Source organism: Candidatus Bathyarchaeota archaeon, from assembly GCA_026014585.1.
Classification (GTDB): domain Archaea; phylum Thermoproteota; class Bathyarchaeia; order Bathyarchaeales; family Bathycorpusculaceae; genus Bathycorpusculum.
Genome location: JAOZIA010000022.1, coordinates 206792 through 226562, shown reverse-complemented (window position 1 = coordinate 226562; position 19771 = coordinate 206792). Strand labels below are relative to the sequence as shown.

Sequence of the window (19771 nt, the reverse complement as noted above, 5' to 3'; positions counted from 1 at the left end):
CTGCTGTTAGAGCGGTTTGTGCTCTTGGATTGCTTTTCTCATATAATCACGGATAGCTTCCGCGCGACCACCTGGATATGATTTTTCAACAACTTTGCGGTCAAAATCATCAAGAAGCCGTTTTGGAACATTGCGAACAATCACATCAACGCAGTCTTTATTGTTCAGCGTTAATCCCCCTGTTTGCGATAGATTATATCACCGTTTTCAGCTTCAATAACGGCGAATGAAGTCTGCTCGGTAATTCCTTTTTTCTCTCTCAACTTACTAGGTATTAGCACATACAAACTGTTGTATTGCTGACTTCCTTGCAGAATTGGGTTGACTGCTCCAATTATTTCTTCTTTCATCCGAACCCCACATTCCATATTCCAGATTCTGGATTGTAATATCATAAATTATTTATAAAACTTTCCCATAATCTGGAATCTGAAATGTAAACAAGTAACCCAAAGGAGGGAAACAACAAAACGTCAATCAAAGAATTAGAAAACAAAGGAACAATCCAACTTCTATTATTCCTCTACGAAAAGGGCAAAAGCAAAATAGCCGACATAAAAATAAACGTCGCAAAAAGCACATTCTACCATGCACTAAACATACTATCAGAATTAGAATTAATTGACGAAGAAAGACGCCCCCCATACACCCGATACATACAGCTAACCGGTGATGGGAAAACAATAGCCAAAAAACTAATGGAAGTCAAACAAGTTCTGGAAGCAAAGAGTGAGCGCGAAGCTAAAAAAGCGCTCCAATAACACCAAGCTCGCTCTTAAGAAGTTCCAACTTCTCACCCTTGACCAAAATTTGTAAACATTCAACTCCACTCCGCACTTCTTCAAGGGTTTTTGCTTCACTTAAGATACTTAAAACTAAATCAAGACAATCATCCCAACCGCGCACATCAGACTTTTCTAGCAATTTACCGCTCACTCTCTTGCGTGAGAGCTACCTTTATTAAAATAAATAATTTTGGCTATTCAAAGTTTTTAATGGACATGTTCGACAAAAATACGCTCAGCCTTACAAGTAATTACTTGTAATTACTTGTATTCACCTAACCTTATATGGACTTCCAAGGAATTACAAACTATCAACCGCTAGGCGTGAACAAGCATCAAAACAATAGTAAAACTCCGAAAACAAGGAAACAGCCTAATGTTAACCATACCAAAAGAACAACTCAAAATACTAGGCTGGCGCAAAGGGGACCAACTACTACTAGAAAACAAGCAAAGCCAAAATCAAAAAACTCTTAGCGTTGAAAAGGTCGAATAGCTATGACAATAAATGCGCAATAGACCAGAATCAATCAAAATATACAAGTTCAGAAGAACTTACGATAAGAAAAATAATCGCTTCAAATTTTGTGTAGAATATGAAACCCGTGCCCAAGTAACCGAGCGCACCATAGAAATTGCAGAAGCATTCGGCTTAGGCATTGACGACGCCCAAAAATTCCCAGTTCTAAACGCTGAACTCCACATAAAACCTCAAGATATCGTGTACATCACCGGAGATAGCGGCAGCGGAAAAAGCGTTCTACTCCGCGGCATCAGGGCAGACCTGGGAACCGAAGCCCTAGAAATGTCAGAAGTAAAAATTGACCCCGAAAAACCAATAATTGAAACAGTCGGCGACACTATCGAGCAAGCAATAGAACTGTTAAGCAAAGTTGGCTTAAACGACGCCTTCTTATTTTTGCGCAAATATAGTCAACTGAGCGATGGCCAACGCTTCCGTTATCGGCTGGCCAAGTTTTTGGAGAGCAAAAAACAATGGCTGATTGCAGATGAGTTCGCAGCAACCCTTGACCGAGACACAGCCAAAATAGTAGCCTACAACCTGCAAAAACTCGCAAGGCAACAAGGAAAAGCCGTCATTGTAGCAACCACACACGACGACCTAACCGCGGATCTATCACCCTCAGTGCTTGTGCGCAAACGCTTCGGCGAAGAAATCGACATAAAATATTACCCCAACACACCTGCAGCAGAATGCAGCCTAATTAAAGAAATGAAAGTTGAACGCGGCGCCCTGGAAGACTGGCAAAAACTAAGCAACTTCCACTACCGCAGCCACAACACCAGCGCCAGACGCGCCATCTTTTGCATACGCCGCAAAGACGAACTCTGCGCCGTCATAGTCTACTGCTACCCATTCCCCCAATGCGCAGGCAGAAGCTTGGTGCTGCCAAAAATGGACCTAAAAGAACTCAACCAAAAACTAAGCATAATCAGCAGAATCGTAGTGCACCCAAAATACAGAACCATTGGACTAGGCGAAAAACTAATCAGAGATTCTCTACCGCTGGCAGGCACGCCCCACGTTGAAATGATAGCAGTCATGCCCAAATACAACCCATTCGCAGAACACGCAGGCATGAAAAAAATTCTCGTTAAAGAACCACCCAAAGCAGCCACCAACGTAACAGCAGAACTGGAAAAATTAGGGCTGGACCTGCGTTTTCTAGGCAGCCAACGTTATGTAATCGGAAAACTTCAAAGCTTAAGCACCAGCCAATTAACCGAGCTAAGAGCAGTTTTCGTGCACAACGGCCATCCAATGTTCAGAGAAGCACTTGGCGCCATACGCCACAAAAAAGGAGAACCAACAAACAACTATCCAGAAGAACTTGAAAAAGCAAACATAGAAAAGTTAGCCAAACTCATAAAAATAGCCACCATTCTCCTACAAACAAAAGTATACCTATTTTGGAGCCAATAAAAACTGCCAAAACTATAACTCTCTTAAATAGATCTTTTTGGGTTCTGGTGCATTTTAGGGTGACGACCACAATTTTTTCCACTGTTGCATATCGGGTGCTAATCTACAAAACTTCTGAAATTTCTTTAACTCTTTTGGCAATTTGTCTTTCAGCTTTGGGTCAATAGTAAAGTTTTTTCCTTCATCACCACAGCTTCCAATTATTACATTACCTCTAAGGAGATTATCATGCAACATTATAGCTTCCATTTTTTCTCTTGTTATCCCCATTGGCGATAATAAAAATGTAAACTTTGATTTGAAAAATAATTCATATAGTCTTGCTTGCATGACATCCAGTAGTGCAATATCATCTTTTTTTACCTCAACGATAATAAGTTCGGGTTTAGTTCCCTCTTTTTTAATTACATATCCCATAATATCTGGTCGAATGTCTGAGCCATACAGTTTTCCGAACATTATTATGTCAAAATGAGACTTTATTTCCTCTGATAATTTAGCATGAGTATCATGAGTATCTTCTAAGTTTGGGTTTGTAACCCATTCAGGAGGTATGTTTTGGCGACCGTCAATCATAGTTTTAGGATTTTCCAGATAATTCAGGTCAAAAACTCCCTTCATAGTATTAATAACATTTCCGTACAATTCCTTTTCTGATATTGTCATAACTAAATTCCTCTATCGAATTTCCCCTTTTTTGGCTTTACTACTATGACTGAACTAAATCCATTAACCCAGATAGGACATTTTTGATTTTGGGATTCATCAAACCTTTTACGGCTAATTTGGTATTTAGGTTTTTTCACTTAAACACTCGCAGCAATATCAAAAAGAGAATCATGTTAAACTTACAACACATATTTAATGGAAAAGCTTAAAACTTTACTGCAATAAATAAGCACCAACTCATTTGAAGAATGTGTTATTGTATGAAAATAAAGAACATTTCTGTTAAAAATTACAGGTGCTTAAAAGATGTCACCATTCCTTTTGATGATTTAACAGTTTTAGTTGGCAGAAATGGTGTGGGTAAGTCTTGTTTGCTAAATATTTTAGGCTTGTTTTATAAAACAAGCATTTCAATAAGAAAAGAAGATTACTATTGCAATAACACTAATGAACCCATTTCAATAATTGTCGAATTTAGCAATCTTTCAACTCAAGAAAAGAAGCTATTTGAACATTACGTTAATGGTGACCAATTGGTTGTAGAAAAGACAATCGCTTATTCTGAATTCAAACCAATTCAAAAGTACTATGGAACAAGTTATGAGAATCCTGACTTTGAAGCTTTCAGAAAATCTTCAGGGCAAGAAATGCGAAAAGAGTATAAAAAAATCAGAGAAAAAGAAGAGTACACGACTTTTCCAGAATATTCCAACGAAGGCAGCGCAATAGCAGTTTTACAAGAATGGGAATCAGCAAACAAAGTAAAATGTAAGCCTGTTAGAGCAGACGACCAATTCTTTGGTTTTCAAAACGTAGGAAAACACCGGTTGGAAAAATATACAAAGTTTATTTTCATACCTGCAGTTCAAGAAGTGAGCGATGAGGCATCTGAACAAAAGGGAACTGTTTTTGAGGAATTAATGGGCTTAGTAGTCAAAAGTACTCTTGCTACTCATACTGAAATAATTAAACTTCAAAGTGAAACACAGAAAAGATTTAAAGAACTAATTAACCCCGAAAACAATAAAGAGCTAAAAGGTTTAGAGGGAAGTTTAACTAAAAATTTAAACAATTTTGTCGTAGATTCAGAGGTTAGAATCCAATGGATCGATGACGAAACAGGTGTTCACATTAATCTTCCAAGAGCATTTATCACTTTAAAGGAGGGCGGGTATCAAAATACTGTCGACCGCTGCGGGAACGGATTACAACGTGCTTTTGTTCTATCCATGTTCCAAGAATTAGCAATTATACAAGCTAAAATTGCTTCAAAATCAGAGTCCGCTGAAGCAGATTCAACTACTTCACCGAGTCTAATAATAGGTATTGAAGAACCTGAACTTTACCAACATCCCGACAGAACAAGACATTTCGCCCAAACATTATTACAATTATCTCAAAAAGGAATTGAAGGCGCAATAGCCAATATACAAATAACGTATTCGACCCATTCACCCCTTTTAATTGATTTTCAGAGAGTTAATCAACTGAGAATTTTCAAAAGAAAAAAAGGAGAAGGCAATAAACCAGCTGAAACTCAGATATCTTTTGCTGATTTATCAGAAATTGCACGCGCAGTTGAAACTGCAAAGAACGAACGTACTGGTTCAATTACCCAAGCGGCATTAATGCAAAGGCTGATTTCTTTGATGAGTCCCTGGGTTAATGAAGGCTTTTTTGCAGTTTTAGTTGTTCTAGTTGAAGGAATCAAGGACAGGGCACTTATAGTTGGTGAAGCCTTAACAAGAAATATTAATTTGGAAAGTAAAGGAATTTGTGTTATTCCATGCTCAGGGAAAGACAGCATGACAGAGGCCATATCAATATTCAAAAGCTTGAAAATACCTCTGTACGCTGTTTGGGACTCTGACTTAAACAAAACCGAAGGCATCAACGCTAATCACAACATCCTCAGAAGTTTTGGCTGTCAACCAGAAGATTATCCGTCAAAGATTACCGATGATTTTTCCTGTATACAAACAAATTTAGAAAAACAATTTAGAGATGATATTAACGAACCCAACTTTAACAGAGGGATAGCTAAATACTGTCAAGAAAGACAATTAGGGAAACCAAATTATGTTATGGAAAACCCCTATGCAGTATGCGAGATAATCAAAGATTTTAGAGCCCAGACCTTAACTTGCCAAAAATTATGCACGATTGTAGACAAAATATTACAAAAATACACCGGACTTCAAGAGCAACAAGTTTAACACGACTAAAAAGGGTTAAGATATTCCATTTTTAGCCTTAACCCCCGACAGCTAGTCACTGCTTACGAGTTCAGCAAAGTAGAATAAGCAGTCCTGCAAGGATGCCAAATTTATCACAATTACATAAAACCCCCTGAAAGCCTAACGGAAAATCCCGCCGGCAGGTAGTCTCAACTTGGGAATTTTTAATAAATTAATTCAGAATCATCCCGTTTGGCCTTCAAATCAAGAAAATAGACGGTTTTGAAATATTTACTCTCTAACAAAATATTCATTTTATAAGCATAATCCTCAGGGTAAAAGACCTTAACCACAACTAGTAACTCATCTTCACTAATGGCCTGCTTATCCTTTAGCCCAAGTTTTTTGATTATTTTCAGTGCCGCTCTATCGGTTTTTTTCCCTATTTCATGTATTGCTTTAGCTGTCTCAAAATCAATTTCTTTCATGAGTTCACCCTTACAATTTTCAATTTGTATGCTATAAGCCCTGCTGAAGTAATCACCAAAGCCCCTTCTGCATGAACAGGAATAATTAATAATGAAGCCAATAATACCGTGATTACTGCTAAGGTTATCGGTTTCTTCATAGTTACTGATAAGATATTTGCACGATCAACACTTAAAAGTTTTATACAACAAACTTTAAGCCAACTTCAAACAAAACCTTTAAGCATGATAACGTCAAAACCGCCTTCACCGGAAAGACAAAAGATAGCAAAAATATTCTACGACCACATCCAAAAAGCAATAGCAGAATTAGGCTCAGGATATGAAGTGACCTTGCAAGGAAAATTTGACATCACACCAATCAAAATAGAAATCGAAATCAACTCAAAAGAAGAAATCCCATAACTCTAAAGGAACAAAACAATGAGTCATCTTCCTCTAAAGCCAAATTAATCACTTTAAATATTTTTTAAAATTATCATTAATTTTAAATTTATAACTAGGATTATTCTCGTAATCATAAATGAAAAATGTGGTCTCAATAGTTGCGGCTGGTTTGCTCCCCCAGATTTGTCTCTTTAGATCCGCCGTTTTTATAGAATAATCATATTTACATTTTAATACTCCAGAATCGTTCAGCCTAAAAACTGAAGGGATATGAGTAACATTAAGAATAAATGCACCTGCTAGAGCATCGCGAGCATTTCTTAAATTTGCCTTCTTTAGGTTTAAACTCAAATCATGCTTCAACCCATTGTAAAATGTCCACCACTCAGGAATATTATGACCATTTTTTTGATGCGCAAATGGATATAGCTCCTCCCGACTTGGTAAGCACTTAAAAATGACTGAGTGTTGAGAAAGCGCGTATTCTTTTTCGAAGGTATTAATGAATGTACGCACTCCTATCTGCTTATGTTTTTTTGATTCAGTCAAGATTTTTCTACATTCTTCTTTACATGCAGGGTCTATGAAGTCTTTGTAACGTGCCATTTCTTTAAAAACTGAATCTACATAACCACCTATTGACAAAATTAAACTTAATAACTTAAATGAGTAGACACGCTCATTTCCTTTAGGGTTATTGCCACCTGGAGAGTCTTTTAGGTAAGGAACATATTCTACGTAATCCTCGAATTGCCGCTCTAAATCCTTGTATAACTCCCAAAATATGCCAGTTTCAAATTTATCTTTAATAACCATCTTTCATATCACTTGGCTTTGATTATTTTATCTGACAACTAACTGTATAAGAAACTTGTGATTCAACTTGTACAACAACGGAGACAGCTCACGTTTAATTCAAAAGCCTTTTCAATTGAACACCCTATTAATGATAGAGGACTTAGCGCATGAGCGTTATTGAAATTTGCTGTCCAAACTGTGGCTCCCCATCAATCAAAAAAACAGGCAGCGAATACTGCTGCGACAACTGTGGAAGATACTTCCAAGTTATAACAACCCCAAAAAAAGAAACCAACACCAAGATAGCAATAGATCAGCGGATAAAATATGGAAAAGCAACTTTTAACACAGACGACGCAAAAAAACTTGAAAATTTTAGTTTAACGAATGTAATGCTTGCTTTTAACCTATTTCAAGTCTTTAAATTTCACACATTCAAGCAGATAAAGAGAGGAAACACTATCGTTAAAGCAGATATCCGTGGCTATATTTTCACCAATCCTCTTAACGGCATCATCAATCATGCTTTTTATTCAGACAATGGTTATTATCCTTCACCGAACGATTTCAAGGACAATCTCCCACGGGAATGTATTAGAATCATAAATGATAACGCTCTCGAAGATGAGCCATCGATTAAATTCATTAAAAACCTAACGCCCCCTCAGATGGTTTCAGGCGATAAAATTCAACAAGATGTCTTTAATTGGCTAACCAACAATCTAGCTATAAAAAAGAAATACACTATCCAATCAGCCCAAGGATATGACTCCGGCATAAGAGAAGCCACATTCACCTTTAAGAAAAAAGACATTTTAGAATTCGAATCCACAGGTGTTTTTGCTGTCCCACTATTTCACCTGACCTACAGGCACCCAAACTCTGAAAAAACATTCAAAAGAGATTACCTTGGCTATTCTGGCGAATTAGTACTTGACGAACTTAAATGCTCAAAAACAAAATTTCTAGGTGGAACATGCGAAGATTTCCCAACCAATATATGTGCGGCATGCCAAAATCTGATTTGTCAAGAGCACACAAAAAAATGCGAAAAATGCGGAGCAACAATATGCAAAGACTGCATTATATCAAAAGGACTAATTAGCAAGCATTATTACTGCCAAAAATGCACATAACCCACTTTTTTATGAGTAGTGATTTTATATTACTTCACAGTCAGGTCCTATTCCCCATTTGGTGAACTATGCTTTGAAAAAAGGAAATTGACACCTTGCTTAAACAAGTATTCTCTAATTACGTTATCCAAACAGAGCTCGCCTTTTTCCATAGGCAACAAACAACATACTCTAAAATGTTATAAGCAACTTAATCCAATCCAAATCCATGCTATTCAGAAGCCATCTCGCAGCTAAAATCAGAGCAGGCACAAAAACACAAACCCGCCGCATCAGCAAAATAAGATACCGCGAAGGAAGCATACAACCAATCCAAGAAAACTACAGCGAAAAAGCCAAAGACCATATAAAAATCAACAAACGATACGAACAAAAACTCGGCGACATAACAGAAGAACAAGCAAAAGCTGAAGGATTCCAAAACCTCCAAGAATTCAAAGAAGAATGGGAAAAAATAACCAAGCAACCCTGGAACCCAACACAAATCGTCACCGCTTACGAATTTTGCAAAGTATAAAAAGGAAAAACACTAACAGGCCACAACTATGTTGAAAATTCATTATGTTAAAAAAGTTAATCATTTTTAAATTTAATTAACTCTTTTAAAGGCGATAGAGGTTTACCATTATTAACATCTTCAACCAAATCTGAAATTTTAGCCATGTTTTGAAGATAAGTTCTAATTATTTTAACAACTGAGCCTATAGCAAATAAAATAATTATGCAAATTCCAAATAGTCCATAGAGCGTTTTTGTTATTTCAAAACTAAAATAGCCTTGGAAAAAAATACTGTAAAAAACGGATACCAAGCCGAACGCAACAAAAGTTATTGATGTTTGAATTGTGAGAATAGTGTGAGCTCTATTGGAACAAATTTGTATTTTTAGAAACTCTGCGTTTTTGTCAATCAGTTCAGAGTTATCTTTGACTTCTTTTATTTCAGGTTGTTTAGAAACAGGTTTTTCTTTTTGAGTAAAAAGCTTATTTCTGAACACCAATATCGCTAAAATGAAGGTGATCATAGTTGCTGTTGAGATTAATACGCCTTCTTGAAAATCTAAATGTAAAAAAGATAAGATTGATAAAAAAATTCCGTTAATCAAAACGCCAAACAAAACGCCCAAAGCAACGCAATTTTTATCGATTGAATCAGTCATAGTTTGCTATTTCTGTGTTTTGAGGATTTAAGACTTTTGCAGTCTAAAGCCTACCGTGCAATTCAGCCATTGGAAAGCTGATGTATCTCGGTAGCTGTTTATTATGTCAAACAATTTTCCACCCAAAACAATCACCTCGGAACAACAAACAACTCCGGATTAGTCGTCATCTCAGTTGTGGCAAAAACCGACAATGCAGACGCCCAAAACACGTCATCATGTGTACCCTGTGGATGACTAAACGCCAACCCGCCATCAGCACGCAAAGCAAACCGCTCCACATTAAACTCGTTACAGATATCGCCCTTGTAGGGTTTTTCCCAAGTTAGCAGCGGATAGAAGAAACGGTTATCCTGCATACGCTTCTTAAGCAAACTAGCCATCTCGCTTTTTCTGGGTGAACTGAACACGACGCCCTCCGCGTTCTCGATACCGGCATTTTCCATGTCAGCTATGAAGCTTGGCCCGTCCCTGGTTATGTCCACTCGGATTTTTCGGAAGCCTCCCCAACGGTCCTGTAACGTCTTAATGTAGCCAAGCACGTAAGCATCATAAGTTGGATGCGGAAAAATCTTCAAGTGCCTAAGATACAGCTTCTGATCCACAAGCTCAGTCACACTCAAAACATGATAATCCCTAGTTTGCGCAGGATCCAACCCAGCGTAAAACTCGCCTTCATACTCCGCTTCAGGGTTAAACGGCTGCAGGTCATCACCACAGCTTTTGACTGTGCCGATGCATTGGGCGATAAGGTTCTGTGATAGCCAAACGTCTTCATCTTCAGCCCACTCCGCATCATATTCACGTCGCCACCTTGCTGGATCGTCACGGTACTGCTTGCGGATTTTCTCCAGAATATTGAGCTTAAGTGGACCGTTAGGCTCTTTGGCACGTTCCCAAGTTACATGATGGCGAGCGAAATCTTCAAAGTCCTTATGATTGCACATTTTCCAGAATAAGCTATCAGTGTTCCATGGTGTACTTGTTGCAATAAACTTGCCGTTGGTTGTGCCTAACGTTGGCAGAACTGCATCATAAATCTCGTCAGCGTTAGCGATGAAGTTACTTTCGTCCATGTACACGCAGTGAAACGTAGGGCCTCTGATAGTTTCAGGCGAATTTGGGAAGGCCTCAATAATGCTACCGTTAGGACAGGTAATCTTTGTTTTCTGAACAACAATTTTTGAGCCAGGCGGTAGCCTTCGAGCAAAATCCCCAATACGCCTAATAACTATCTTCGTTTGGCGCCACGAAGGACCAACAACACAGATGTACACGTTCGGATTAACCAAAGCATAGTTCAACAACAAAGCTGACGTTGTAAAGCTTTTGCCAGATTGTCGACTCCAACGAGCTGCAACAAACTGGTTTTTCTGGAAAAGCGCAATAAGCTCCTTTTGATAATCTGTAGGCTCCACACCTAAAACTTGACGGAAAAACTCCAGTGGATCCGTCTTTAGGGATTCAACTTTGCTAAGCCGTTCCATCTCGATTGCAAGCGCCTGCTCACGAAGTTTACGGCGCTCCTCAAGCAGTTTTTTGGGGCGAAATGCTCGTGCTCTTTTTAGAAAATTCGGCATATTTAGTTCTCCACTCCATTAGCTCAGCTTCAAGCCCCCGGTAATCCAAATAATCAGCCAAAAGCCCCTGATACGAATTAACGCCCGCGATAATACCTCGCAACCGCAAAACCTCAGATTTATCCAAACCAGGCGTCTCTAAAGCATTAACGGCAGCCACCAACTTTCCAAGCATCTCTTCAACGCTTGGCAACTCAGCAGGCAACTTTTGAGAAGTAGTTGAACAAATAATTTTTTTGCGGTCAACTACTTCTAAACCTAACCGCCGCATCTTTTGGCGCACCGCCTCCTCAGGCTTACCCAACTTTTTAGCAATAACCGCTAACGAAGCCTTAGCATCAACAAGGTCCTTCAATTGCTTCTCCTGTTCAGGTGACCAAGGCTTACCTTTAGTCATGCTTTCTTCCCAACAAACAAGCCAATAATCGTGCCCGTCAAGCAGGTGATGGCAGCGAAAATCTCGCTATTCCAACTGCCCAAAAAAGCCATGTGTGCAACTTCCAATGCAGACAAGCAAATAGTCATACCTATGGCAAATTCAACACCAAGAACTAACCGTTCATCAGGTTCCTCAACCTCTGGGCGTCCGCGCAACTGACGCCTACGAGTCAAAGCACGCTTAACAAGATTATCCATGACACCTCAACCTCTGCATACGATGTACAAACATGCGAGGCGACCGGGAACCTGAAACTGTTGTTCTGGCCATGCCATTAGTGCCTGTCATAGCAAAACAGTGTGCCATATCACGAGCTACGTCAGGGTTAATGTGTGCCGTAACCAGAATTTTAACTTCAATAGCCCAACCAAGCGGAATAGCAGTATAATCCATATCAAAGAGTGAATCAGAATACTTAAAACTATTCTGAGCCATAACAATCTGCTTGGTACGTACACCCATCAAGCCCAAAAAAACGCCCCAGCTCCGAACAGGAACATCAATGTTTCCACCGTTCATACTACTCTTTCCAGTTGAAGCATCACACCAATCAACAGCGATAAGGTCCCCTGGCTTGATGTTCTCCAAAGTTTTCATCATTTGTTGTTTACTCATCTTTTTCCTTCTCCAATTTTTATTTACTTTGATTTTTTATTCCCAAAAAAGGGGGTTATTGCTTCTTACCTTTCTTTAAATCTTCGTTATCCTTGCGCAACCTCACGTTTTCATCAACCAAGATTTTGGTAACCTCATCAAAGTCTCTAATCAAATCAGCAGCCGAAAGGTAAAACGTGCTAACCCGAGACTTAATTACAGTAATCCGCTGCGCAATCTCAGGAGGCAAATTTGGTTTTGGTTCATCCATCAGTTTTCACCTGCCCAGGACCTTTGATGTTATCCTCAATTTTGCGTAACCGCGCATCAAAAGAATCCATCTCAGAACCAATCATTTTAATGGCACCAAGACTCAACCGCATAGCCTTCCCAAAATCAATAAAATCAGCTAAATCCTCAGAATCAGCCTTAATTTCGGGAATACTATCCAAATCAATGATATCAAGTTCCTCGTTGGTTGCCGGGTGAGTTGCCTTCTTAGTCTTGTAATTTTGAATTATGCGCCTGTCATCGAGCGCATCAAGGCTTTGACTAACAGAATGACAATAAACCGTGTAAGCGACAACTGCATTCCAGTAAGCCCCACCATGACCCAGCACGTAAGTGTTGGTTGCATTAGGGACAATACCCTTATTGACAACAATCCATGAGCCGTCAAAACCCACAGTAGCAGCCGCCCCACCAGCAGAAAACAAATACAAAGCATTAACATCCAACCAGGCAAAAGGATGATTATCCGAACCAAGCCCCATCGGGCTATTAGGGAAAACATACGGGTAATAAGGTGCAGAACCACTTTGCCCACCGCTTAAAATCGAGTAAGTAGCGCCACTTTGAATGTAGAGAAACTGCGTGTTTAACCATGCAAAGGGATGCTCAGCAGAACCCAAACCTGTTGAACTATCAGGGAAAATATAGTTGTTATAAGGTGAATCCTCAGAGACGCCGCCGCTAAGAATTGAGTATGTTTCTCCAGCTTGAATAAAAATCCGCTTAGTGTTTATCCACTCAAACGGGTGCGCCTCAGTTCCAAGCCCAACAAAGTTTTCAGGATAAACATAGGTTTCCTCTTCATCTGCTCCAGCCTTCAAAATAGCGTAGGCTTCACCAGCATGAATAAACAAGTATGTCACGTCTAGATAATAGATCGGCTCGTCCTGCGTGCCCAAACTGGTAGCGTATAAGTGCTCACATTCAAGATTTGCATGAGTCGCATGATTGCTGCGGTAAATATGCAGCCTATCCATAAGCCCAAAGTCGTCTTCACTGCCAAGGTTCACCCAAGAACCAAGATAACGGTAAACAATGTCCGTATTATCGTCTATATACATCTGACCGTAAGCTGGATCACTTGGTGCAGAATCACGCCTTTCAACATTATGCAACTGGCTTAACTCACTATGCATCAACCAAACCATCGGCTGGTCATAAGGCGCAAACATCCCGCTGCCCAACCCAAGCATACCCTGATTAGCAGCCAAAAACCCGCCACAGGAAATATCCTTCTTAACCACAAACCCCTGACTAACCGTCAAAATCGGGTCATTGTTTGACTCGCTAATGGTTACTATGCCCAAGTCAACGTAATTTAGGGATAATTTGTCATAGAAGCGAATATAGCTTGTTCCCAGAGGAATAGTCTGGAATTGAGGCTGCCAAACACCATTTTCAAACCCCCAAATTAAATCAAGCAAACCCTGCCGAGTAAAACTCGCAGCCTCTGTCGGAATAGTAAATTCGCCGCCAAAATAACCACCGCCCCCGCCACCGCTACCTCCAGACACGCCAGCCACCCGACCTGTCTTTGTCCTAGCTAACTTCTCAACATTAACCGTAAACGTTCTCAGACCATAAAGGTAATCTGCAACCTGCGGCGGCTCCTTACCCAACTCAAAAATTAACTCAAGCGTTTGTGCTTTAGCATCAACATTATACTCTACCGATTCAACGCGGAAAAATCCGCTTACACCTTCATTTGGCAAAGCAACCGAAACTTTATCGCCTGCAAGAACAGGGTTAGTCACATAATCAATAACCGTGCTCTGAACTGTAAGGTACTCTGCAGGGCTTTTCAAGTAAGCCAAAAGCGACTTTGCCCTCAAATCGCACTCGTTATCGCTAAATAACTCCTCATCAACCTCAATATATTCCCGCAATCCATAATCCGATTGACTGGTTGAATCCTCACGTACCGCACTATAACGACGACCTCCAAAGAATAAGCCATCAACCCAAAAAGTACCCGAACCTGTGCTGTTAAAGTGGCAGTCAATTCTAACAATTTTTACATGAGTCCAATCAAAGCCCTCTTGCACCGACTCAAATTCGTCACCGGCATCACTGCCAACCCTTAATGATGATTGATGCCACTTCTCGTCAGCACCTATAGACATATACTTGGAAGCGCCTTTTCCATCGGAATCAAATAATATGAGCTGAACACTTCCACTGAAGCCTTTCTGAGCCAAAAAGAACGACAACGTCGGATACAAGTTACAGTTAACTTCTCTGCCCGAATTCAAAATAAACATGGCAGAACCAAAATAATTGTTCTGGACAGTACATTTAATACTGCTGTTTCCACGTGCTTTGCTACCACTATCAACAAAAACTGAACCCGCAGCAGATGACCAGGCACCGTCAGCCACACTTAAACTCTCAGTCCAAGCATCCTTATCCAAAGGTGCACTCTTATCAGCAAGTCCGTAAACTGTGATTTTATTGCGTACCCTAGAAATATCCTTGCGATACCTGCTTGACTCAACAGATTCAACCAAACTAACGCCGTTTGTCTTGCTATTCTTGGCGAAAAACTCAAACTTGCCATCGGGAGCAACCCGAAAATCATAACCGATAATACCCGCTGTATCGGAAGTTTCAGCAATATATTTTAAAATATCCCAAACTGGAGTGTCCACATACTCCAGCTTAGTATAAGTGGTGTCCGTGTTTTCAACTAACTCAGTGGCGCCTCTAACATGGCTTAATCCAACATAGTTATCCAGCAGGTCCTTAACAATTGCCTCGCCCTTCATGTTACGGTAGGTCTTGTTAACAACTTGACGGAAAAGCTTCTCACCCCAACATCTGCCACTTACCCTGATATAATTCTCAAAAGGTGTACTCTCGTATTGAACGCCTTCAACTTTGACGCTAATAACAGGCGAAACGTTGGGGTTATAGGGTTCGCGGCAAATCCCAATCCCGCCTGGAGATCCAACCGTAATCGGGTGAGCTCCATTAGGACTGTATTTGCCGTCCCAATTCTGCAGGAGAGCCTCAAAACTGCTAACTTCTTTTGAGCAACCAAAATGAACTGAAACAGTAATCACGTCAGATTGGGGAACACCAACGCTACCAAAAACCATAGCAACCAAAGGATTGCCAACACCGCCAACGCTCACTCAATACCTCTCCTATACAACGCACTCTCCCCAGCACGTTGAACACTATGCATACGCGAAGGTGTATCAGCTGATGCATCATTGAAACCCTTAACACTTGCAGTTGCAGAGTTCATGCTACTGGCAAAACTGGCTACAGCAGCGGCAGCCGCCACAATAACGGCAATCCCAACACCTGTCAAAGCCAGAAAAGTCGCAGTGCTAATGTTTAACGCATTAGCCGCGGTAGTGGCAGCCCAACAAGCCACGGTGTAAACAGCATGTGCAGCCGAAGAAATCCCCATTCGAATAGCATGCAACGTTTGAGAAATAATTCCCGTTTGAGTTGCCGTATTCTGGGCAACTTGAGCCGTCATGGCGCCAGTAGTTGAAATCGCCAAAGTTGACTGAACACCGGCACCAGTTGCAACCGCTGTATTATTAGCAGCCTGCGCAGCTGTAGTGGTTGCCAAAATAGCTTTAAGACTTGTCATTAAACGAACAACTGAGAAAAGTTGCATAACGCTTCGACCCGTAGCTGAATCTAAAGCGCCAAAAGAAACCCCCAAGTTAATGACATCTGAAGAAATCGTGCGAAAAACTGAGGAAGCTTGATTCTCAGCGCGAACAGCAATACTAATGTCACGTAGGCTTATCTGAACCCAGCCTCCGCTTTTGCCGCATCAATCGCAGCTAAAATGACCTCTTCCAATTGTGGCAAATACTGCTGAATAGCAGGGTACAAGTACGGTTGAGCCGCCATGTACTTGGTTCCAGCCTCCACAAAATATGCATAAGTAGCATCTGCGCCAACGTTGACAACCCAATTCTGAACCACAGCGTAAATAGTGCTCCGCAGATACCCCGTTTTAACAGGAACCAACTTTTCAGCCAACGCCTTAACGTCAGCAGCCCAACTAACCAAAAAACGGTAAACCTGATTCACCAAAGCATAATCAAGTTGCAACATCGCCGCTTGAAACTCAACTATACCGTCAACATCACACGCTACTTCTACCGTTTTTTGCCCTCCCTATCTGCTTTTTCCTTTTCTTTTTCTACCTCAGCATCCATCTGCTTTAGGATCACTATGAAGGATTGGACGCCTTTTGCAGGCTGCCTTCTAAGCTGGGTGATGGTCCAACCGAACTCTTTACAAAGCCTAAACTCGCTAAGAGCTGGATGCGGTCTGCCTCGCTTAACTGCACTAATAAAAAACGCAGGTCCTCATGACTCAAAGCGTTCAGCTTGTTTACGACTTTACTGAAAAGTTCCCCAAGCTCAATCGGGACACCTGTTTCCTCGCCAAGAAGCTTATCCAGAGTAATTGGGTGACTCTCAGGCTGCCCATGCAAACTGGCCATAATTGTTTCAGCTTGGATTGCTATGAAATCGCTACTATCCACATCGCCAGTTAATTTGTTGTATTTTGTGTGCTTTTGGATAATGCGGTTTCTTTTAGCCCAAGTTATCTCTTTGAAGCAATATTTGCCCCGGTACTCTTCACCGAAGCGTCCATCTATCTCTAAATTTTCAGTACCCATGATTAGGCCTCCTCACTGTCAACAAACGATGATGCAGTGAACGCAAGCTTCATGGAAACAATATCATCAGGCTTCCGAACAGAGTTAACCTTCTCCCATTGGCAATTCTTAAACAAGAAATACTTACCCGCGCTAAGGTCAAACTTCAAACTAAAAGCGCCCGCAGCGGCAGCATAATACTGGTCCTTGCTCTCAAAAGTGCAAGTTAACTCGCCTGAAAGGTCACGATGCAAAGGAATTATGTACTTAGGCTTAGTCGGATTAGATGCACGGATAACTCCAACCCTTTTCAAGTTATTTGCAATGGTAAACTTCCAATCAGTAGTCACCTCAAAAGGCGACAAATTAGAGCCATCAGCATCACCTTTGAGAACTGCCACGTCTTCCCAAGATACTGCACCACTAAGCGGGGTGTAGGTTGCACCTTCAGGCTTTGCCGATGCCCCCGTAACATCCTGAGACATTAACTCGCATTCAGCCTTCAGCACGTCCTCAATTGCACAGGAAATAGTGGCTTTATCAATGCGTGAGCCAGTATAAAGCAAATCAATCAGCTCGTCAGGTCCTTCATCAAGAACCGAGACAGTCATTGCGTAGCAGTCGACCACATGATGAACAAAATTCATTATGTCATCGGAGGGCAGCGGATAAATCACTTTAAGGTCAGCTTTTAGCAAGCCACGCTTAAGAGCCACTAAATCACGACTGCCACAACCACGAACCTTAATCAGTGATGGGTCAATACCTGGCTCAATATCGTCAGCGATAAGAGTTTTAAACGCTGGGGTTTCAGGTAGAGGAGCGCCTAAATAATTCTCTAAAATATAGTTGAACTGGGAACCTGCACCGGCATACACTGGCATTTTACTCAGCTCCCAACGACTTTTCTATCTTCTTTTTCATTTCTTGTTCCCTCAATTACTTTGACACCCATAATTTCTTAGGAAAATAACTGCACTTGACCTGCACAGTTACGCGCGCAAAATTGGAATCATCCACCTTATTGGCCATCTGAACCACAGAAACATCAACCAAACCAGGAACAACACGCCGATGCATCACGCCAGTACCAGGATCCCACAACGGACCAAGCCTGCTGTATAGGAAAATTATTCGCTCAACCTCAACGCGCATCTTCTCCCTAATGAAAGATGCTTTATCAAGCGTAGTTCCCAAAGTCTTAACCAAAACTTCAACAGAGATTGTCTCCATTCGCATCCAGCGGTTTCCAGCTTCGCCCAGACTATAGCAGCTCACCGCATACTTTTTGGTCATATTCTTAAAATCAAAACTTGACGGCTGAATATCAAAAGGAGACAACGGCGCAGCTCTACCATCAAGCCACTCAATATCGGCTTTAGCAGGCGCACCAATCCATTCAGCCTTAAGCAGCTCAAGTATCACCGTGCTATTAGGGGCAAGAGCAACTTGAGAGTTCAAGTAACGGTGAATTGTCTTTAGGCTCTCGCGTGCTTTGCCCGTAGTGTTCTCAAAGAACCACCAGTAAGCCTCAAACTGCAACAGTTCAGCGCCACTATACCAAACATTAGGCATAGCTACAGCCTCTTGCATGTGACAAACCATGAAGCTAACCGGCATATTGTTAGGCTCAAAAACATCCGCTTCAGGATGAGCAGCTAAGCCGCGGTGTCTAGTTTCCCAATACCACGTTTCAATTGTGGCGCCCCAATGCTCAGGATTAGGCGAAATAGCACGCAATTTATCAACAAGAAATTTGAAGCCCTGCGCGGGTTCCATATCGCCCGAATTAGTCTTAAAACCAACCGTGACAATGTCCTCAAAGCCCTCTATAACTTCAAGAACTTTGTCAAAGGCGGATATTTTCCACTCACAAAAGTAAACTTTAATGTTATTTGCCCTGCAAAACTCCAAGAGACCAATAACATAATCGTCCGGGAACTCCTCGTGTAACCACTCTTCATAATAACTTACGAGCTCAGCAATACGAACCCATTTAACCTGAATGCCAGCAGCAATTAATGCCGCAATTTCTTCAACGGTTACATGATGCTCCCAACCCCCAGCGCAGTCAACCATAACGGGAATATCTTGGAAGTTAGCGGTTATCCAAGCGGCTTCATCAGCCCAAACCGCATGAGCATTATACTCTGGAAGCAAAACAACATTGGGAACCTTGTCATTGTTGGCTGTTAAAATCTGCTGGTAAACATCATTAACGCTTGGTGTGTGAATAAGGAAATCTGGAGACGTCTTTTCGCTGACATGATAAACAATTGTGTCAAGAACCACGATTAGGCACTCCCCACGATAGGTTCTTCTTCCTTAGCCTGCTCAGCGTCAATATACGCCTTCAATGTCTCCTGTGCATCATACCAAAAGACCTGCGCGCCCTGTGGGTCACGACGACGCCGATACTGCCAAGCAGCAAAAAACTTTGTTGCAATCTTGACTGATTGGGGAACCACAGCAGGCACCACTAAGCCTTCAACCTTTAACAGGTTATCCACCTTGTCGCTGCTGTCAGTTACGCAATCGGCCAGTTCAACGTCTTCGCTGGTTTCCGCTAAATCAATATGTAAAACAGGCTTCACATCAGCAACCGAGCAGTAATCAACCAACCAATCTGCACCCTAATCAATAGCCAAATCAGAAACTAAACCCATAAAAGCAATCTTGCGAAAAAAA

General features: G+C 41.1%; 24 protein-coding genes. 5 read left to right on the top strand and 19 right to left on the bottom strand.

The genetic code is table 11. From position 1 onward, the window contains the following. Positions 1 to 6 precede the first annotated feature (6 nt). The 3 genes from NWF01_07965 to NWF01_07955 form a co-directional block, all read right to left on the bottom strand. On the bottom strand, positions 7 to 144 hold the full coding sequence (locus tag NWF01_07965) for a hypothetical protein (GenBank protein MCW4024953.1): 138 nt from the start codon (positions 142 to 144) through the stop codon (positions 7 to 9). 26 nt (positions 145 to 170) lie between these two features. Further along, positions 171 to 350: a hypothetical protein gene (locus tag NWF01_07960; GenBank protein ID MCW4024952.1), complete on the bottom strand. Its 180-nt coding sequence runs from the start codon at positions 348 to 350 to the stop codon at positions 171 to 173. A 391-nt stretch (positions 351 to 741) separates the two neighbouring features. Next, positions 742 to 924: a hypothetical protein gene (locus NWF01_07955; protein MCW4024951.1), complete on the bottom strand. Its 183-nt coding sequence runs from the start codon at positions 922 to 924 to the stop codon at positions 742 to 744. Between the two features lie 369 nt (positions 925 to 1293). On the opposite strand from NWF01_07955, the gene NWF01_07950 reads away from it, so the two are divergent. Further along, positions 1294 to 2730 (top strand): ABC transporter ATP-binding protein, encoded by a 1437-nt coding sequence (locus NWF01_07950; GenBank protein MCW4024950.1) that lies wholly within the window; start codon positions 1294 to 1296, stop codon positions 2728 to 2730. Positions 2731 to 2784: 54 nt separating this feature from the next. Here the strand turns inward: NWF01_07950 and NWF01_07945 are convergent, their stop codons facing one another. Continuing rightward, a complete protein-coding gene (locus NWF01_07945; GenBank protein MCW4024949.1) occupies positions 2785 to 3396 on the bottom strand; it encodes a hypothetical protein in 612 nt (203 codons plus the stop codon). A gap of 263 nt (positions 3397 to 3659) precedes the next feature. Between NWF01_07945 and NWF01_07940 the strand changes: the two genes are divergently transcribed. Then, positions 3660 to 5615, top strand: coding sequence for an ATP-dependent endonuclease (locus tag NWF01_07940; protein MCW4024948.1), 1956 nt, complete (start codon positions 3660 to 3662; stop codon positions 5613 to 5615). Between the two features lie 185 nt (positions 5616 to 5800). Here the strand turns inward: NWF01_07940 and NWF01_07935 are convergent, their stop codons facing one another. Next, on the bottom strand, positions 5801 to 6064 hold the full coding sequence (locus NWF01_07935) for a hypothetical protein (GenBank protein ID MCW4024947.1): 264 nt from the start codon (positions 6062 to 6064) through the stop codon (positions 5801 to 5803). A 108-nt stretch (positions 6065 to 6172) separates the two neighbouring features. On the opposite strand from NWF01_07935, the gene NWF01_07930 reads away from it, so the two are divergent. Beyond that, positions 6173 to 6469 carry a hypothetical protein gene (locus NWF01_07930; GenBank protein MCW4024946.1) on the top strand — a complete coding sequence of 99 codons (297 nt, stop codon included), beginning with the start codon at positions 6173 to 6175 and terminating at the stop codon, positions 6467 to 6469. Positions 6470 to 6517: 48 nt separating this feature from the next. Here the strand turns inward: NWF01_07930 and NWF01_07925 are convergent, their stop codons facing one another. Further along, positions 6518 to 7267 (bottom strand): hypothetical protein, encoded by a 750-nt coding sequence (locus tag NWF01_07925; GenBank protein ID MCW4024945.1) that lies wholly within the window; start codon positions 7265 to 7267, stop codon positions 6518 to 6520. A 149-nt stretch (positions 7268 to 7416) separates the two neighbouring features. On the opposite strand from NWF01_07925, the gene NWF01_07920 reads away from it, so the two are divergent. Both NWF01_07920 and NWF01_07915 read left to right on the top strand, forming a co-directional pair. After that, on the top strand, positions 7417 to 8385 hold the full coding sequence (locus tag NWF01_07920; protein ID MCW4024944.1) for a hypothetical protein: 969 nt from the start codon (positions 7417 to 7419) through the stop codon (positions 8383 to 8385). Positions 8386 to 8593: 208 nt separating this feature from the next. After that, positions 8594 to 8902, top strand: coding sequence for an ASCH domain-containing protein (locus NWF01_07915; GenBank protein MCW4024943.1), 309 nt, complete (start codon positions 8594 to 8596; stop codon positions 8900 to 8902). Positions 8903 to 8958: 56 nt separating this feature from the next. Here the strand turns inward: NWF01_07915 and NWF01_07910 are convergent, their stop codons facing one another. The 13 genes from NWF01_07910 to NWF01_07850 all read right to left on the bottom strand — a co-directional run bounded on the left by NWF01_07910 (position 8959) and on the right by NWF01_07850 (position 19704). Then, the gene (locus NWF01_07910; protein MCW4024942.1) at positions 8959 to 9543 is read right to left on the bottom strand and encodes a hypothetical protein; all 585 of its coding nucleotides are present in this window, start codon (positions 9541 to 9543) and stop codon (positions 8959 to 8961) included. Positions 9544 to 9674: 131 nt separating this feature from the next. Next, the gene (locus tag NWF01_07905) at positions 9675 to 11123 is read right to left on the bottom strand and encodes a terminase family protein (protein MCW4024941.1); all 1449 of its coding nucleotides are present in this window, start codon (positions 11121 to 11123) and stop codon (positions 9675 to 9677) included. Continuing rightward, the gene (locus NWF01_07900; protein MCW4024940.1) at positions 11071 to 11520 is read right to left on the bottom strand and encodes a hypothetical protein; all 450 of its coding nucleotides are present in this window, start codon (positions 11518 to 11520) and stop codon (positions 11071 to 11073) included. Before NWF01_07900 ends, NWF01_07905 begins: the two co-directional genes overlap by 53 nt. Next, a complete protein-coding gene (locus NWF01_07895) occupies positions 11517 to 11759 on the bottom strand; it encodes a hypothetical protein (GenBank protein MCW4024939.1) in 243 nt (80 codons plus the stop codon). The genes NWF01_07900 and NWF01_07895 overlap by 4 nt, the downstream gene beginning before the upstream one ends. Further along, positions 11752 to 12177, bottom strand: coding sequence for a hypothetical protein (locus tag NWF01_07890; GenBank protein MCW4024938.1), 426 nt, complete (start codon positions 12175 to 12177; stop codon positions 11752 to 11754). Before NWF01_07890 ends, NWF01_07895 begins: the two co-directional genes overlap by 8 nt. A gap of 55 nt (positions 12178 to 12232) precedes the next feature. Continuing rightward, positions 12233 to 12427, bottom strand: a complete 195-nt coding sequence (locus NWF01_07885) for a hypothetical protein (protein ID MCW4024937.1) — start codon at positions 12425 to 12427, stop codon at positions 12233 to 12235. Further along, positions 12420 to 15581, bottom strand: a complete 3162-nt coding sequence (locus NWF01_07880) for a hypothetical protein (GenBank protein MCW4024936.1) — start codon at positions 15579 to 15581, stop codon at positions 12420 to 12422. Before NWF01_07880 ends, NWF01_07885 begins: the two co-directional genes overlap by 8 nt. Continuing rightward, a complete protein-coding gene (locus NWF01_07875; GenBank protein ID MCW4024935.1) occupies positions 15578 to 16054 on the bottom strand; it encodes a hypothetical protein in 477 nt (158 codons plus the stop codon). The genes NWF01_07880 and NWF01_07875 overlap by 4 nt, the downstream gene beginning before the upstream one ends. Before the next feature lie 158 nt (positions 16055 to 16212). Next, positions 16213 to 16551 carry an HK97 gp10 family phage protein gene (locus NWF01_07870; protein MCW4024934.1) on the bottom strand — a complete coding sequence of 113 codons (339 nt, stop codon included), beginning with the start codon at positions 16549 to 16551 and terminating at the stop codon, positions 16213 to 16215. Between the two features lie 97 nt (positions 16552 to 16648). Then, complete coding sequence (locus tag NWF01_07865; GenBank protein ID MCW4024933.1) at positions 16649 to 17104, bottom strand: hypothetical protein; 456 nt, start codon at positions 17102 to 17104, stop codon at positions 16649 to 16651. Between the two features lie 2 nt (positions 17105 to 17106). Next, positions 17107 to 17967, bottom strand: coding sequence for a phage tail tube protein (locus NWF01_07860; protein MCW4024932.1), 861 nt, complete (start codon positions 17965 to 17967; stop codon positions 17107 to 17109). A gap of 55 nt (positions 17968 to 18022) precedes the next feature. Then, positions 18023 to 19375 carry a hypothetical protein gene (locus tag NWF01_07855; protein MCW4024931.1) on the bottom strand — a complete coding sequence of 451 codons (1353 nt, stop codon included), beginning with the start codon at positions 19373 to 19375 and terminating at the stop codon, positions 18023 to 18025. 2 nt (positions 19376 to 19377) lie between these two features. Then, the gene (locus NWF01_07850; GenBank protein ID MCW4024930.1) at positions 19378 to 19704 is read right to left on the bottom strand and encodes a hypothetical protein; all 327 of its coding nucleotides are present in this window, start codon (positions 19702 to 19704) and stop codon (positions 19378 to 19380) included. Positions 19705 to 19771 lie beyond the last annotated feature (67 nt).